The following is a 14,534-nucleotide window of genomic DNA, read 5'->3' on the forward strand; positions in this document are numbered from 1 at the left end:
ATATTTCGGAATATTTATATTTATGCTTGACTACGCAGTAGTTGGCGGTGGCATAGGTGGTGTTTTGGCTTCCTCACTTCTCTCTCATATGGGAAAGGATGTTATTCTTTTTGAAGCCCTTGACTATCTTGGGGGTTGTGCGGGGACTTTTCAGAGGAAGGGTTTTTATTACAATGTGGGTGCTGCTACCTTTGTAGGTGCGGAAGAAGAGCTTCCTGTGGGGAAAATAGCAAAGTACGTGGGTTTAGAGCTTCCCATAAAGCCTATAGACCCTGCCATGGTAATATATCTGGGGGATAAGACTATAAGAAGGTGGAAAAACAGAGAGCTTGCCCTTGAGGAGATATCAAAAGCCTTTCCGGGACTTAACCACAGAGCCTTTTGGAAGAGGGTATACGAAGTAAGCGATGCCATGTGGAGTATGTGGTGCGACAGCCTGCCTTATCCCAGCTTAACCTTGCCCTTCAGAAACCTTTCAAAACATCCTGTTGGCTTTCTTTCCACCCTTTTGTGCAATTTTTTCAGTGCAAAAAGGGTTGTGAAGGTATACCTCGGAGACTTTAACTCCGACTACGAGCTTTTTCTTACACACCACACTCTAATTACCGCACAGGGCTTTTTAGAAGAGGTGCCATTCTCTGTAGCCTCTCTGGGGCTTACCTATCCAAACCTAACCAACTATTATGTGATAGGTGGTATGGGGAAACTTCTTGACACCTTTGCCCAGAGGGTAAAACACGTAAGTATGAAAACGAGGGTAAAAGCCATAAGGAAAAAGCCCTGGGGTTTTCTCATAGAAACCAACAAGGGGCAATACGAGGCAAAAAGAGTTATTCTAAACACTACCCTGTGGAAGGCTGGAGACCTTATAGAAGAGCTTAAGGATTTCTCCGAAAGGGCAAAAAGGCGATACTCCAAGCTATGGGGTGCCTTTACCATATACATGACGGTAGAGGGAGAGCTTCCAAAGGACTTTTCTCACCACCATTTTATACTTCTGAGAGAGCCTATACCCTACACGGGCAGTAGGTCTCTGTTTCTTTCTATCTCAGAGGAAGATGACCCAGTGCTTAGCAAGGAAAAAACCCGCAGTATTACCATATCTACCCACACAAGGCTTGAGCTATGGGAGGGGCTTTCAAAGGAAGAATACGAGGAAAGAAAGGAAAGAGCTACCGAGTATTGTCTTGAGCTAATCTATAAGCATCTGCCAGAGCTAAGAGCTTTGAAGAAACTTCATGTCTTTGCTGGCACTCCAAAAACCTTTGAGAGATACACGGGAAGATACAGGGGTTCGGTGGGTGGAATACCCGTTATAAAGGAGAACTTTCCCTTTTCCTATCCCTCATCACTTACGCCTGTGGAGGGTGTTTATCTTGTGGGAGATACCGTCTTTCCAGGTCAAGGTTGGCCAGGTGTGAGCATGGGTGTTATAAACTTGCTAAAACTTATAGAAAGGGACTTTCAAATATGCTAAGGATTCGCCTAAGGGAATGGTTATACATACTCTTACTCGCTTTCCTTCTTGGCTTTTCCATATCAGGCTTTGTGGCATCTTTGCACGGTCAAAACCTAATGCCAATGGCTTTTCTTGGACTACTTACCTCAAGCTATATATTTATCCTCTCCCTTATAACCACAGAGATAAACAACCGCTGGATTGTAAAGAAAATGCCAGAGTTTTTAAGAACACCCTTTAGCCTTTTGCTTGCCTTACTTTCTGGCTTTTTTGGTGCAATAGGTGGCTACCTTACCAATGAAGTCTTTAGAATAGTGGACTTGCATCTTCCCATGAGCAAAGCCCTTAGCCTTTCCTTTTTCTTAGGCATTATGACCGCATCCCTTGGCTATCTTCTCTACAAGCTGGTCTCTTTGCAAAGAAGAGAAGAAGAAAACAAAAGGTTACTCCTTGAGGAGCACATAAGAAACTTAGAAAGTCAGATAAGTCCTCACTTTATGTTTAATACACTGAACGCATTGGCGGAGCTTGTCTATCAAGACCCTCGCAAAGCGGAAGAAGCCATATTAGCCTTGGCAAGCCTCCTTAGGAAAAGCCTCTACTTTGAACCTCTTATAACCCTGCAGGAGGAGATAAACCTCCTCAAAGACTACTGGAAGGTCATAAGCCTTAGGTTCGTAGGTAAAATAGAGCTTGAAACGGAGCTGGATGAGAGCCTTTTGTCTTTGAAAGTGCCTAAGTTTTCCCTGCAGGTTCTTGTAGAAAACGCACTAAAGCATGGTCTAAAGCTAAGAAGAGGAAAGGTGCAAATAAGAGCTTACAGAGAGGGAGGCAGGGCGATAATAGAGGTGATAGACAACGGCGTAGGTTTTGAGGAAATAAGGGAAGGCACAGGTCTTTCTAATCTGAGAAAAAGACTTGAACTCTGTAATGGAAAGCTAAGCTATAAGTCCTCTGAGGGCTTGACGGTCTTTAGAATAGAGCTTGATGAGAGGTAAAAATCAAACCTTAAAGGGTAGCTTTGTCCCATACCAAAGGGACTCTGCAAGACCTATGCTTATCCATAAGTAAAAACCAAAAGGAGGTGTGTGCCATGCAACTACCAGAGGCTTTTAGGTTCATGAGGATAGGATGGTGGATTGTCCACATAGTGGGTATAACTCTGGTCTTTTTGCTTGGCAGATGGACCGCATGAGAAAGGCCCACCATGCCCATGCCTTGCCTCCTCCTGAAGGGGTCCTCCCCGCCCCTCAGGAAACTTTTAAGACCCTTGAAGATGCCTACTTTTTGGGTTATGTGCCAAGGCCAGTGGCACTCCTTTGTGTGGGAGAAAATCCACTGGCAGTAGCTTGGCACATGCCCACAAACAAAGAACCCTTTATGTATGCGGTAGCCATAGCAAGGGAAAACTATAGCCATAAGCTGGTCTTAGAGGGAATAGACTTCACTGTCAACTTCCTCCCTGAAACCTACCTTGAGGACATCCTTATCGCAGGAAAATATCACGGAGACCAAACAGATAAATGGAAACTATTCAAGGAAATAAAACCTCTCAAAGCCTTGAGGGTTAATGCCTACATGGTGAAGCAATCCCTTCTTGTGTATGAGTGCAAGCAAGAAAGGCTTATTGAGCTTCCAGACCATAGCCTATTAATAGGCAGGGTGGAGCTAATACACTACAAAAAGGGTAAGCTAAAGCCAGAAAAGGTAAGGTATCCTCTCCACATGGGTAAAGCCTACTTTTCAAAAAACACGAGAGCAAAAGCCTATATTTTATAACTGATGAAGAGCGTATATAGGCTTTCTGGCTTTTTCTTTTTTGGGCTTGGCACTCTTGGCATATTTTTGCCACTTTTACCCACCGTTCCCTTGTATCTTCTTGCCATTATATTGCTTTCCAGAGCTTCCAAAAGGGACATAGTGAGGCTTAAAAGGATACCATTCATAGGCAAAAGGATATACCCATACATAAAAAGGTCTGTAAAATACATACAGTCATGGAATACACGACCGCAAAGTTTATCCACCTGATTGGCATTTTTATCTGGGCTGGAGCATCCTCTTCCCTTGGACTTTTTATGCTGTATTCTATGAAAAGACCCACAGGTTGCAATCAAGACCTACTTAGGAACTTTTACCGTTGGATGACCAACCTTGAAATAGCAGGCTTTGTGTTAGCTGTAGTAATGGGTTTTTATATGCTTCATCTTCTCAAGTATAAGTTTGACATAAACTGGCTAAACTACAAGCTACCTCTTGTTTTAGGTATCATACTACCACTTGAGGTCATAAACTTTTGGTTTGTTAACTTCTACATACCTCGTTCAAAGGAAAAGCCAAAAGCCTATAAAAACTACGACATGTTTACATACATAGTAGCCCTGCCACTTATAGTGGTATCGCTAACGGTTATCTACCTTGCGGTAGCCAAACCATGAGAGCGGTGTATTTGTTCAAAAGAGACCTAAGAGCAAGGGATAACAGAGGGCTTGCCTATGCGTCAAAGAGACATAAGGAGATTGTCCCCCTCTTTATCTTTGACAAGGACATAATCAGGGACTTAAAGGTTGACAAAAAAAGGCTTGTCTACTTATACAAAGCCTTAGCCCTATTGTCCTCACAGATAAAGGTTTACTGTATGCAAGGTAGCACGGAAGAAGTCTTAAAAGAAGTGTTTAAAACCGCTAAGCCAACCCATCTATATACCACAACGTCTTACAGCTGGAGTGGAAGAGAAAGGAACAAGGTCATAAAAAGTATTTGCCAAGCCCACGGTGTGGAATATGTGGAAGTTTTTGAAAACTTTCTTGTGAGACCAGAATCCATACCTCAAAAAAAGGTGTATACGCCCTTTTACACAGAATGGATAAAAAGAGTAGACCTTACGGAAGAAGACCCACAAGACTTTAAAGTGCCAGACTTACCATTGCCCACCTTAAAGGACTTAAACATAGACTTTGATAGTCCAGAACCCTTTCATCCAGAGGACTGTTTTGAGAGGTTAAGGAGCTTTCCCTTTGAAAGATACGAAGAGCTTAGGAACTATCCGGCGATAGATGGTTCTTCAAGACTTTCTCCTTGCATAAGATTTGGAGTGCTATCCTTGAGAAGTATCTTTAAGACCGCACAGGGTAGGAGCGAGCAGTTTATAAAGGAGTTAGCATGGAGAGAGTTCTGGTATCATATAGCCTACAACTTTCCACAGACCAAAGACCTTGAGTTTCAGGAAAAGAGAAGAAACATAAGATGGGAAAACAGGCAAGAATACATACAGGCTTTCTTTGAGGCACGCACTGGCTATCCCATAGTAGATGCAGGCATAAGACAGCTAAAAGAAGAAAAATGGCTTCACAACAGGATGAGGATGATAGTAGGTAGCTTCCTCACAAAGGTTTTGCTTGTAGACTGGAGGATAGGAGAGGAGTTTTTCAAGGAACACCTTTTGGACTACGATGAGGTGGTAAACATAGGAAACTGGCAGTGGACCGCCTCTGTGGGTGCAGACCCCAAACCCTTTAGGCTTTTCAATCCCATACTTCAAGCCCAAAGGTATGATCCGCAGTGTGAGTATATAAAAAGGTATATTCCAGAGCTTTCAGACATACCCTGCGAAAAGCTACATGACCCTATAAGGTATGCACTACCCTACCACAAACCCATTGTAAATTATTACCAAAGGATAAGCATCGCAAAAGAGCTATATAGAGCCCTTTCTTGACTGTATAAACTACAAGCCTATATTTATACCCATTGTGGAGCTTATTATAAGCACTATAACGATTATAGGTGCGGTGGTTGGAGTTGGTGTGTTTTTGATGATGCATATAGATAAGAGACTGGATGCACTCCAAGCTGACATTCAAAGAGTGGATAAAAAGACGGATACCTATAGGCAGGAGCTTATGGAAGAGATAAACAGGCTTGAGGAGAAAATAGATAGAGTAGATGCAAAGGTAGATGCAAAAGTTGAAACTTCTAAACAGGAATTAAAAGAGGAAATACGTAAAGTAGACGCAAAGGTTGATAAGGTAGATGCAAAGGTTGATATGGTAAAACAGGAGCTTATGGAAGAGATAAACAGACTTGAGGAGAAAATAGATAAAGTGGATGCAAAGGTTGATATGAAGGTAGAAACCTCCAAGCAAGAACTAAAGGAGGAAATACATAAAGTAGATGCAAAAGTTGATAAGGTAGATGCAAAGGTTGATATGGTAAAACAGGAGCTAAAGGAGGACATAAACAAACTTAGGGAGGAAATACAAAAGGTAGATGCAAAAGTAGACCTCACGCGTCAAGAACTTAAGGCTGAGATTATGGAAACTAACAGAAGAATAAGTCATGCGGAGGCAGAGTTAAAAGAGGACATAAGAGAGATAAGATTGGTTCTCTTTAAAATATTGGAAGTTCCACAAAAGGAAAGCTAAATATTTAGATAGTCCCTTAGTGCCTTTGCACCCTCTCTGCTTGTCTTTAGAGTTTCGTTTATATCTTTGAAAACTATCACATATTTACTTTGCTCCACGCTCTTTAGCTCCTTTACCTTGCTTAGGTTAACAAGGTAAGACCTATGGACCCTAAAGAAGTTGTATGGTCTAAGCATATCCTCTATCTCGTATAGCTTTTTGCTAAGTGGTAAAAGTCCTTCCTTTGTTCTTACGCTTACCTCTCCCATCTCCGCCTGAACGTAGTATATGTCCTCTGGACTTAGAAACAGAACCTTATTCCCAATTCTCGCAGGTATTATAGGACGCTCCGCCCTTATAAGATTAGAAACTTGCTGAAAGTTGCTTTTCTTTTCCAAGACTTTATCTACAGCCTTGGCTAAGTCTTCCTGAGAGTAGGGCTTTAGGAGGTAATCTACCGCAGATACTCTAAAGGCTTCAAGGGCATACTCGCCATATGCAGTGGTAAAGATTATGTAAGGTTTTAGACCCATGGAAAGGACTTCTTTTGCAAGGTCTATGCCAGTGCCATCGGGAAGCCTTATGTCAAGAAACAAGACCTCTGGCTTTTTTTCCTCTATGAGCTTTAGGGCTTCTTCGTATGTGCCTGCTTCTCCAACTACCTCAAGCCTGCCATCTTGACTTAACATCCTCTTTAGTCTTTGGACTGCCAAGGGTTCGTCTTCTACTATAAAGGCTCTCATGTATTTTATCTTCCCACCTTGTCCCTGCATTTTGTATGGAGATTTTTACATTTTATTTAAAAGGAGGGCTCCCCCAGATGGGAAGAGCCTACCGCATAGCCATGCTGGGCTTAAAACTGATAGGATGCGCTTACATAAAAGCTTCTTCCGGGCTCTGGCACTCTAACACCTGCAGAAAAAGGGTTTCTTACATAAGAGAAGTGCTCATAGTATTTCTTGTCAAAAATGTTCTCCACGCCTGCATTGAGGGTAAAGTTCTTGTAATTTACTCCTGCCTTTAGGTTGACTATAGCCCAGCCAGAGGTTTTTTGCTCTCTTAGGTCTGAGTCCACTTTGTTTTGAGTTGAGGTTGCTACGGTTTCACCTTCTACAAACCACATGCCTGTATCGTATCTAAGACCAAGCCTACCCTTTAGAGGTGGCACCTCCGCCACATCCTTGTCGGTTATACCTATGGCTGGCTTTCTGTCTTTCCTACCTTCTACATAACTTGCACCACCAAGCAGGAATAGGTTTTCCCAAAGGTTGTATGTAGAGCTTAACTCAAATCCCAAAAAGCGAGCATCCGTGTTAGCGTAGGTCATTGCCCTACCGTTGGGAGGTGCAACCATAGACATGGGGTTCACTACAGGCTTGTTGTTGACCGTTATATAATCTTGCACATAGCTTACAAACACCGTTGCCTTTGTGAGAGATTTGGCACTTTGATGTTTTAGACCAAGGTCAAGCTCAAGGTTTTTAGAGGGTTTTAGATTAGGATTGCCAACCCGCGCACAGTAGAAGTTATTCTGTGCAATACATATCATCAACCTATTTTGGGCAAAATACCTTTCTTGAGGATCTGGGACTCTTACCGCATAACCTACGCCCGTAAACAGTTCAAGCTCGGGTGCAAGGTTGTAAAAGAGCTGAACATTTCCAGAAGGATATGTGTCTGTTTTTGATGTGCTTCTTGTATTGTGGTAGGCGTAGTATAGGTTTGTATTGGCTTTTGAAGAATTCGCTTCGCTCTTTGTAGTGTCAAGTCTCAAGCCTACAACCATTCTCATAGCCTGAGTTAAGAGCTTTTTATATTCTCCATAGAAGCCTATGTTGGTTATATCTACATCTGGTATAACAAACTGATTTCTATAGGTTCCAGCACTTTGGCTCCACATGTAGTTTACCGCATCCCAGTTTCTCTTATAGGCTTCAAGCCCCAAAGTAAAGTCAGCAACCTTTGCCTCTATCCTTCCACCATAGGTTTTTGTTTGAGCATCCGTAGCCATAGAGTAAGGTCCTGATGGAGTTCCCATAAAGGTTCTATACCTGTTATCCATCCAGTGGTCTACCTTTGTGTAGTAAAACTGAAAGTCAAGAGATTTAAGCAGGTCTGATATCTTTCCTACCTTATAATTCAGGTTAAACCTATCCGTTTTGTCATATATGGTATCCATCATAAGGGCTGGATATAGCACATGCCTTGCATCCTGCCTCGTGTAGCCTATCTCAAACTCATGGTTTTCTAAGGGCTTAAAGCCAAACTTAGTCCAGTAGGTATTTATCTCAAAGGCTTTGGAGTTTACATACTGTGATTTGTAGTCGGCATACTCTGTTATCCTCTTGCCATCCCCATCCTTGTAAGGCTTTGAATATCTGTAGGAGTATCCCACAAGTCCGTAGAACTTCTCATCCCTGTAGGAAATAACAGGTGAAAAGTTTCTGTAGTCAAAAGAGCCAACGGTGACATTAAGCCTTAGCCTAAAGCCCTGCTCTGGCTTTTTGGTAACTATGTTTACAAGACCACCCAGTGAACCTTGATGTCTTATATCAAAGGGTCCTTTTACTACATCTATCCTCTCCACTTCAGAAAAGTCCACATGGAAGGCAGGCGGGTCCATCCTATTGGGACACGCAGCGTGAACCTCGGTGTCGTCAATAAGCACGTTTATATTGTCCCTTTGAAAAGCCCTTATAACCACATCGTTGGCAATGCCAGCCTTCCTGAATTTATGAATCCCATCAATTCTTGTCAGTGCCTCACCCACATCCTTTGCGAAGGATTCTCGCACCTCTCTTATTTCAAGGCTGTCTCTAAAGGTCTCCCTTTTGCCCTTTACCTCAACCTCCTTTAGCAACACCTCCTGTGCGAAGGCTGGAAAGCTAAGAACCGCTCCTAAAAGAAGTGTCTTCTTCATGTCTTACCTCCTTACCAAGATATAATTCTCACTCTTTCCTCAGAAAGTAGCCCAAAAACCATGTCAGGCTTGCCAAACTCCGCACCCTTTACAAGCTCTTTAACTCCTAACATATTGGCACAGTGCGGACACACATAGACCTTTCCACCCTTTGAGATAAACTCTTGTAGTGCCTTGCTTGCCTCAGAAGATTTTGCCTTTGCGTCCGCAAGCCTTACGCCCTCAGAGTTAAGCCATATTACAGTGGGATTACCCCTTTCAAGGGATATGGTAGCAAACCTTATAGCCATAACTGCAGAAGGTGCTCTGTCCCTTGTTAGGTTAACTACCACGGTTATGTTATCCTGAGCCTGAACTTGATGTTGATGCATATGTCCCTCGTGAGCCCATGAAGGCATACCTACAAGAGGCATAAGCCCGACAAATGCAGTAAATATTAGGTGTTTCATTCTCATGAATTTACCTCCAATTTAGCGTTATAATTAACATTATAGAATAGATCATGACCTTTGTCAAGTTTGAAAGGGTTAACGATTACTTATAGACCTTCCTTCTAAATAGGTCTTTGGAAGAGACAAGCCTTTCAATAAAAACCTTACCATCAAGATGGTCTATTTCATGTTGAATAACCACCGCCTCAAAGCCTTCTGTATCAAACTCCACAAGGTTTCCCCTTTGGTCAAGGGCCCTAACCCTTATCCAATAATGCCTTTTTACGTTGCCTGTGTAGTCTGGCACGCTTAGGCAACCCTCTCTTACCACAAGCTCGCCATCACGCTGGACTATCTCGGGGTTTATTAACACCATCAGCCCATGGCTTAGCTTGTTTTCCTTATGCTTAGAATTAGAGGTGTCAACCACTATTATCCTTTTGTGAACACCTACCTGCGGAGACGCAATACCAACGCAACCTGGAGAGGTTTTCATGGTGTATATTAGGTCTTCAACAAAACTATCCAACTCCTTGTCAAAGGATACAACCTCAAGGGAAGGGACTTTTAACCTCTCATCGGGATAGGTTATTATAGGTAGTTTTCTCATAGCCTTTCCTCTTCCTCCCTCTCTACGCTTATGTCAACACCCAACAAATCCTTTAACTTCTCAAGCTCAAGTCTCAAAATATCCTCTACATCCTCTTGCCCTTCCGCTTCTATAACCATCACATATAGGCTTCCCCTCTTTTCCGTTCTAAGGTCGCTTATATTTAAGCCAAGGTCTGCAAGGATTGAAGAAACCCCATAGACTATCCCAGGCTTATCAGAGCCAAAGACTACAATCCTATAAATAGCCTCCGCCTTAGGATAAACCACTTTTTCCAACTCCCTACATACCATAAAAAGCTCGTATTCCTGCCCTACCTCTTGAAGGTTTTGGAGTATATCCTCCGCACTTATATCCCTTTCGGAAGCTACTATGAGCATTATGGTAAATTCACCGTTGAGCCTTGTCATTGAGGAATCTTCAAGGTTCAAACCCATCTTGTATAGGGCTTTTGAAACCCCTGCCACTATGCCAGGTCTGTCTTTGCCAAAGAGGGAAAGGATAAAAAACCTCATGCTAAGATTTTAATATGGATGAGTTAGGATTTCACATATCACAGGTAGCAAAAATCCTCGGTCTTGCACAGCCTATGGGTTTTATGCTCTCCTATGAGTTTGGAGATATATGGATAGATGTTTATATGGAAAAAACTCCCGAAGGTTGGACTGGTAGAACCTATACCATAAGCGTCCCTAAGGAAAAATTTGGAAGACTCACAGAACTTGTGGAAAGTATGGGTGGACTGGCTGAAGATGTATTTTTGGATTTTGAAAGGGCATATGTAAGTCTTTCACAGGAAGACTGGGAATCCGCGAGCCCTGTTATAATGAACTTACTATGAGAGTAGGTTTTATAGGACTTGGAAGTCTTGGAAAGGCTATAGCAAGGAGGCTTTCAGAGCAGGGTGTAGAGCTTTTACTTTGGAACAGGACAAAAGAAAAAGCCCTTGAGCTTGGTCTTCCCGTTGCGGACAGCCCCGCACATCTAATAAGTCAAGTGGACAGGGTTTTCCTTATAGTTTTTGACTCTCATGCTTCTGAAGAAGTAATATTTGGAAAAGATGGGCTTGTTGAGGGTGGAGTAGAGGGTAAAACCATAATAGACATGACTACAAACCACTACGCTTATGCAAAGCTCGCATATGAGGAGCTAAAGAAAAGAGGAGCTTATTATCTTGATGCACCCATCTTAGGTAGCATAATACCCGCACAGAAGGGAGAGCTTACAGTCCTTGTGGGAGGAGACAAGGAAAAGTTTGAAGAAAACAAAGCCATATTTGAGAAGTTTTGCAAGAAGATTTTTTACGTGGGTCCTTCAGGAAATGCAAGCAAGCTAAAGTTGATAAACAATATGGTTCTTGGTGGCTTCATGCAGGTGCTTTCTGAAGCTATAGCTATTGGAGAACTTGCAGGCTTTGAGAGAGAACTTCTCGTGGATATCTTAGAAAGTGGTGCTGGAAAATCTTACCTTTTAGAGGTGAAAAAGAAAAAGCTCCTCCAGAGGGACTACTCGGTTCACTTTTCCGTTGACCTCATACACAAGGACCTCCATTATGCGGAGGATATGGTAAAGGATTTGGGAGCTTTCAGCCTTAGTCTTCAAAATGTTAAAAATGCATACGCCCTCGCCAAGTATTTAGGTATGGGAGGCGAGGACTTTTCGGTCCTCGTGGAGCTATATAAAAGGCTTAGAACTCAAAGTCCTTGAGATACTTAGCCCTTGCTGGATGTCTTAGCTTTCTTATGGCTTTTGTCTCAAGTTGACGAATCCTCTCTCTTGTTACATTGAACATCTTACCTATCTGCTCAAGGGTATACTCTATGCCATCCACAAGCCCATACCTATACATGAGTATTTCCTTCTCCTTCTCTCCGAGAGTGCTTAAGACCCTTATGAGCTGTTCTCTGAGAAGTCTTCTTGAAACTTGTTCCTCCGGTGATGGGACGCTTTTGTCTTCTATAAAGTCTCTCAGGTGTGTTTCCTCGTCATCTCCTATAGGTGTCTCAAGGGATACAGGCTCTTGGGAGACTCTCATTACCTTTCTGGCTTTTTCTGGTGATATACCAAGATACTTGGCTATTTCCTCTGCGGTTGGCTCTCTACCCAGCTCTTGGAAGAGCTTTTTGTGTGCCTTTGTTATGTCGTTTATGGTTTCTATCATGTGAACAGGTATGCGTATGGTTCTCGCTTGGTCTGCTATAGCCCTCGTTATTGCCTGACGGATCCACCAAGTGGCGTAGGTTGAGAACTTGTAGCCCTTTCTGTAGTCGTACTTATCCACTGCCTTCATAAGCCCTATGTTGCCCTCTTGAATAAGGTCAAGGAAGTGAAGACCTCTGTTCACATACTTTTTGGCTATAGATACCACAAGCCTTAGGTTGCACTTTACCATAACTTGCTTTGCTTGAGTCACCTTTGTCCTTCCTTCTTTTATTATGTGTATAACCCTTTGAAGCTCCTCAGGAAGTATACCCATCTCTCGCCTAAGGTCCTCTATTTCCTTTTTGAGAGTAAGGTATTCATCCCTTAGCATTTGAAACCTTGCAAAGCCATAACCCGCCCTCTCTGCCTTTTTCTGTAAGGTGGCGTCTTGGTCATATTTTTCTATAAGCTCCTCTATATCTGGATGTATACTCTCTAACTTCTTTTTCCTTACCTCAAACTCCTTTGACTTTCTTGTGTATTTGTTATAAAGGTTTAAAAGCTCGTCCGCTATGCGTTCAAACTTGGAATGCTTGAGTTTCATATCCTTGAGGATTCTGTTCATCTTAGCATGTCTTCTTAGATATTCCTTTTTGTATTCTGGCGTTGCGTAGAAAAGATAAGAGTCTCTCCAATAGATTGCTTCCTTGTATGCCTTTGCTAGTTCAAAACCCTTTTCTATAAAGTATCTTTCCAAATGTTCGTGGCTTTCTTCGTATTCTTCTATGGTCTTACTGTCATCTACCGTATCCATAAGGTCTGTAGCCTTGAGCTTGCCATTGCATACCTCTCCCCAGTCTCTCAAAACCCTGTCAATGAGAAAAGAGGTTCTCAAAAGCCCCCTTCTCATCACCTTTCTTCCCATCTCTATCTGCTTTGCATACATTATCTCCTCTTCTCTCTTGAGTAGCGGTATCTTACCCATGTCTTTAAGATATAGCCTTACCGGATCTCCATCTTTACCCGTAAGGAGTAAGCTCTCGGTGGAAACTGTAAAGGCATCTTCCTTTTCCATCTCCTCCACAGACTCTTCCGTTTCCACTATCTTTACTCCTCTCTCCTGAAGAAAGTCCATTATCTCTTCGTAGAGCTCCGTATCCACAAGCTCAGGTCCAAGAAGCTCGTTGATTTCGTCGTAGGTTACATAGCCCTTTTCACTTACATCAATTAGCTTTTTCATGAGCTGTTTGTATATCATCCAAAACCTCCTGTATGTATATTCTTCTCAGATGTTGTGCATTCCTTGGGATTTGGAAGCTGACCCGCTATAATGTATGTTTCAGCGACTATATTCAAACTCCTAAGCTCAGACCCCATAACTTTCTAAAATATATTTACCACTCTCCCCTCTGGCAACCTAAATTATGGTGAATATGTCCTCTATGCTTCTCCTTGGTATTGGTATTGGTTCTTCTGCTGGATATCCAACTGTAAGGATAGCTATGGGCTTCCACTCCCTGGGTGTGGAAAGGGAGGTTTTCAGTCCAGCTTCTTCAAAAGCACCCACCCAACAGGTGCCTAATCCAAGTGCTACCGCAGAAAGCTGAGCGTAAGCACAGGCTATGGTAGCATCTTGTATGCAGTAGAGCTCCGCACCCCTTTTGCCATACTTTACCGCACTTCTTGAAGGATTGGCAAAGAAGACGAAGACCGCAGGAGCTTCCGCTATAAACCATTGGCTCAGAGCCCAGCGGGCAACCTCTGTCTTTTTAACTTCATCAAGAACCACCAACACCTCATAAGCCTGAAGATTCCCCGCAGAGGGTGCACTCCTTACTGCTTCCATTATAGCCCTTATCTTTTCTTCTTCAACGGGTCTCTTCTGGTAACTTCTTACAGAATGTCGTCTTCTTAGAACCTCAAAGAACTCCATCTTTCAAAAGCTCCTCTACTTCTGAATCCTCCACTTGCCTGAAGTCTCTATAGAACATGCCAACCGCAAAGCTACCCCTCTCGGAAGTATGCAGACAATAGACCTCATCCGCGTGTTCCTTTAGCCTCTTAATGCTTTCCAGAGGACATACGGGCACAGCTACTAAGACCTTCTTAGCACCTTTTCCTTTTAGATACTCCACTCCAGCTATAACCGTCTGCCCTGTAGCAATCCCATCATCAACTACAAGAACCGACTTATCCCTCACATCCACTTCCTTACCCTTTAAAAACTTTTCTTCCCTTTCCCTTATCTTTTTTAGCTCCTCCTCCGCCACTCTCTTTATTTCTTCCTGGGAAAGCCTAAAATATTCTACGGTCCATCTGTCCGTGTATATGCGACCTTCTGGGTCTATGGCTCCAAAGGCTAGCTCAGGATTTGAAGGAACCCCGAGCTTTCTCACTATTAGAAGACTCATGGGCACATGGAGAACCTTTGAAACCTCCTTTGCCACTACAACACCACCCCTTGGAATGCCAAGAACTAAGTCAACTTCAAGCCCCTTCACCTTGAGGTACTCTCCAAGAACCTTACCTGCTTCTTTCCTGTTTGAGAAAACCACCATATAATTTTAAA

17 protein-coding genes are annotated in these 14,534 nt (G+C 42.8%); 9 read left to right on the forward strand and 8 right to left on the reverse strand.

Going from position 1 to position 14,534, the window contains the following annotated elements; all coding sequences use genetic code 11:
• Positions 1–22 precede the first annotated feature (22 nt).
• The 7 genes from IAE16_RS00290 to IAE16_RS00320 all read left to right on the forward strand — a co-directional run bounded on the left by IAE16_RS00290 (position 23) and on the right by IAE16_RS00320 (position 5,883).
• A complete protein-coding gene (locus IAE16_RS00290; RefSeq protein ID WP_323700702.1) occupies positions 23–1,477 on the forward strand; it encodes a phytoene desaturase family protein in 1,455 nt (484 codons plus the stop codon).
• Positions 1,471–2,457, forward strand: coding sequence for a sensor histidine kinase (locus tag IAE16_RS00295; protein WP_323700703.1), 987 nt, complete (start codon positions 1,471–1,473; stop codon positions 2,455–2,457). The genes IAE16_RS00290 and IAE16_RS00295 overlap by 7 nt, the downstream gene beginning before the upstream one ends.
• Positions 2,458–2,650: 193 nt before the next feature.
• The gene (locus tag IAE16_RS00300; protein WP_323700704.1) at positions 2,651–3,238 is read left to right on the forward strand and encodes a flavin reductase family protein; all 588 of its coding nucleotides are present in this window, start codon (positions 2,651–2,653) and stop codon (positions 3,236–3,238) included.
• A 3-nt stretch (positions 3,239–3,241) separates the two neighbouring features.
• Entirely contained in the window at positions 3,242–3,490 is a 249-nt protein-coding gene (locus tag IAE16_RS00305; RefSeq protein WP_323700705.1) for a DUF454 family protein, read from the forward strand.
• Positions 3,457–3,897, forward strand: a complete 441-nt coding sequence (locus IAE16_RS00310; protein WP_323700706.1) for a hypothetical protein — start codon at positions 3,457–3,459, stop codon at positions 3,895–3,897. The genes IAE16_RS00305 and IAE16_RS00310 overlap by 34 nt, the downstream gene beginning before the upstream one ends.
• Entirely contained in the window at positions 3,894–5,177 is a 1,284-nt protein-coding gene (locus IAE16_RS00315) for a cryptochrome/photolyase family protein (protein ID WP_323700707.1), read from the forward strand. Before IAE16_RS00310 ends, IAE16_RS00315 begins: the two co-directional genes overlap by 4 nt.
• A gap of 97 nt (positions 5,178–5,274) precedes the next feature.
• Entirely contained in the window at positions 5,275–5,883 is a 609-nt protein-coding gene (locus tag IAE16_RS00320) for a hypothetical protein (RefSeq protein WP_323700708.1), read from the forward strand.
• On the opposite strand, the gene IAE16_RS00325 is transcribed toward IAE16_RS00320, so the two are convergent.
• The 5 genes from IAE16_RS00325 to IAE16_RS00345 form a co-directional block, all read right to left on the reverse strand.
• Positions 5,880–6,605 (reverse strand): LytR/AlgR family response regulator transcription factor, encoded by a 726-nt coding sequence (locus IAE16_RS00325; protein WP_323700709.1) that lies wholly within the window; start codon positions 6,603–6,605, stop codon positions 5,880–5,882. The genes IAE16_RS00320 and IAE16_RS00325 overlap by 4 nt on opposite strands.
• A 110-nt stretch (positions 6,606–6,715) precedes the next feature.
• Complete coding sequence (locus tag IAE16_RS00330) at positions 6,716–8,782, reverse strand: TonB-dependent receptor domain-containing protein (protein WP_323700710.1); 2,067 nt, start codon at positions 8,780–8,782, stop codon at positions 6,716–6,718.
• A gap of 11 nt (positions 8,783–8,793) precedes the next feature.
• Positions 8,794–9,231, reverse strand: a complete 438-nt coding sequence (locus IAE16_RS00335) for a DsrE family protein (protein ID WP_323700711.1) — start codon at positions 9,229–9,231, stop codon at positions 8,794–8,796.
• 85 nt (positions 9,232–9,316) lie between these two features.
• Positions 9,317–9,823, reverse strand: coding sequence for a peptide deformylase (def, locus tag IAE16_RS00340; protein WP_323700712.1), 507 nt, complete (start codon positions 9,821–9,823; stop codon positions 9,317–9,319).
• On the reverse strand, positions 9,820–10,338 hold the full coding sequence (locus IAE16_RS00345; RefSeq protein WP_323700713.1) for a glycine cleavage system transcriptional repressor: 519 nt from the start codon (positions 10,336–10,338) through the stop codon (positions 9,820–9,822). The genes def and IAE16_RS00345 overlap by 4 nt, the downstream gene beginning before the upstream one ends.
• Before the next feature lie 14 nt (positions 10,339–10,352).
• On the opposite strand from IAE16_RS00345, the gene IAE16_RS00350 reads away from it, so the two are divergent.
• Both IAE16_RS00350 and IAE16_RS00355 read left to right on the forward strand, forming a co-directional pair.
• Positions 10,353–10,664 (forward strand): hypothetical protein, encoded by a 312-nt coding sequence (locus tag IAE16_RS00350; protein WP_323700714.1) that lies wholly within the window; start codon positions 10,353–10,355, stop codon positions 10,662–10,664.
• Positions 10,661–11,530: an NAD(P)-dependent oxidoreductase gene (locus tag IAE16_RS00355; protein ID WP_323700715.1), complete on the forward strand. Its 870-nt coding sequence runs from the start codon at positions 10,661–10,663 to the stop codon at positions 11,528–11,530. The genes IAE16_RS00350 and IAE16_RS00355 overlap by 4 nt, the downstream gene beginning before the upstream one ends.
• On the opposite strand, the gene rpoD is transcribed toward IAE16_RS00355, so the two are convergent.
• The 3 genes from rpoD to IAE16_RS00370 form a co-directional block, all read right to left on the reverse strand.
• Positions 11,511–13,223, reverse strand: coding sequence for an RNA polymerase sigma factor RpoD (rpoD, locus tag IAE16_RS00360; protein ID WP_323700716.1), 1,713 nt, complete (start codon positions 13,221–13,223; stop codon positions 11,511–11,513). The genes IAE16_RS00355 and rpoD overlap by 20 nt on opposite strands.
• A gap of 159 nt (positions 13,224–13,382) precedes the next feature.
• Positions 13,383–13,898: a nitroreductase family protein gene (locus IAE16_RS00365; RefSeq protein WP_323700717.1), complete on the reverse strand. Its 516-nt coding sequence runs from the start codon at positions 13,896–13,898 to the stop codon at positions 13,383–13,385.
• Positions 13,885–14,523 carry a phosphoribosyltransferase gene (locus tag IAE16_RS00370; RefSeq protein WP_323700718.1) on the reverse strand — a complete coding sequence of 213 codons (639 nt, stop codon included), beginning with the start codon at positions 14,521–14,523 and terminating at the stop codon, positions 13,885–13,887. The genes IAE16_RS00365 and IAE16_RS00370 overlap by 14 nt, the downstream gene beginning before the upstream one ends.
• Positions 14,524–14,534: the final 11 nt, after the last annotated feature.

It is taken from the genome of Hydrogenobacter sp. T-2, from assembly GCF_033971325.1.
Lineage (GTDB): Bacteria > Aquificota > Aquificia > Aquificales > Aquificaceae > Pampinifervens > Pampinifervens diazotrophicum.

Coding starts and splice junctions, on each gene's coding strand:
- IAE16_RS00315 (WP_323700707.1), top strand. CDS start 3,894: ATGAGAGCGGTGTATTTGTTCAAAAGAGACCTAAGAGCAAGGGATAAC.
- IAE16_RS00300 (WP_323700704.1), top strand. CDS start 2,651: ATGAGAAAGGCCCACCATGCCCATGCCTTGCCTCCTCCTGAAGGGGTC.
- IAE16_RS00295 (WP_323700703.1), top strand. CDS start 1,471: ATGCTAAGGATTCGCCTAAGGGAATGGTTATACATACTCTTACTCGCT.
- IAE16_RS00355 (WP_323700715.1), top strand. CDS start 10,661: ATGAGAGTAGGTTTTATAGGACTTGGAAGTCTTGGAAAGGCTATAGCA.
- IAE16_RS00330 (WP_323700710.1), bottom strand. CDS start 8,782: ATGAAGAAGACACTTCTTTTAGGAGCGGTTCTTAGCTTTCCAGCCTTC.
- IAE16_RS00350 (WP_323700714.1), top strand. CDS start 10,353: ATGGATGAGTTAGGATTTCACATATCACAGGTAGCAAAAATCCTCGGT.
- rpoD (WP_323700716.1), bottom strand. CDS start 13,223: ATGATATACAAACAGCTCATGAAAAAGCTAATTGATGTAAGTGAAAAG.
- IAE16_RS00290 (WP_323700702.1), top strand. CDS start 23: ATGCTTGACTACGCAGTAGTTGGCGGTGGCATAGGTGGTGTTTTGGCT.
- IAE16_RS00310 (WP_323700706.1), top strand. CDS start 3,457: ATGGAATACACGACCGCAAAGTTTATCCACCTGATTGGCATTTTTATC.
- IAE16_RS00305 (WP_323700705.1), top strand. CDS start 3,242: ATGAAGAGCGTATATAGGCTTTCTGGCTTTTTCTTTTTTGGGCTTGGC.
- IAE16_RS00370 (WP_323700718.1), bottom strand. CDS start 14,523: ATGGTGGTTTTCTCAAACAGGAAAGAAGCAGGTAAGGTTCTTGGAGAG.
- IAE16_RS00335 (WP_323700711.1), bottom strand. CDS start 9,231: ATGAAACACCTAATATTTACTGCATTTGTCGGGCTTATGCCTCTTGTA.
- IAE16_RS00365 (WP_323700717.1), bottom strand. CDS start 13,898: ATGGAGTTCTTTGAGGTTCTAAGAAGACGACATTCTGTAAGAAGTTAC.
- IAE16_RS00325 (WP_323700709.1), bottom strand. CDS start 6,605: ATGAGAGCCTTTATAGTAGAAGACGAACCCTTGGCAGTCCAAAGACTA.
- IAE16_RS00320 (WP_323700708.1), top strand. CDS start 5,275: ATGATGCATATAGATAAGAGACTGGATGCACTCCAAGCTGACATTCAA.
- def (WP_323700712.1), bottom strand. CDS start 9,823: ATGAGAAAACTACCTATAATAACCTATCCCGATGAGAGGTTAAAAGTC.
- IAE16_RS00345 (WP_323700713.1), bottom strand. CDS start 10,338: ATGAGGTTTTTTATCCTTTCCCTCTTTGGCAAAGACAGACCTGGCATA.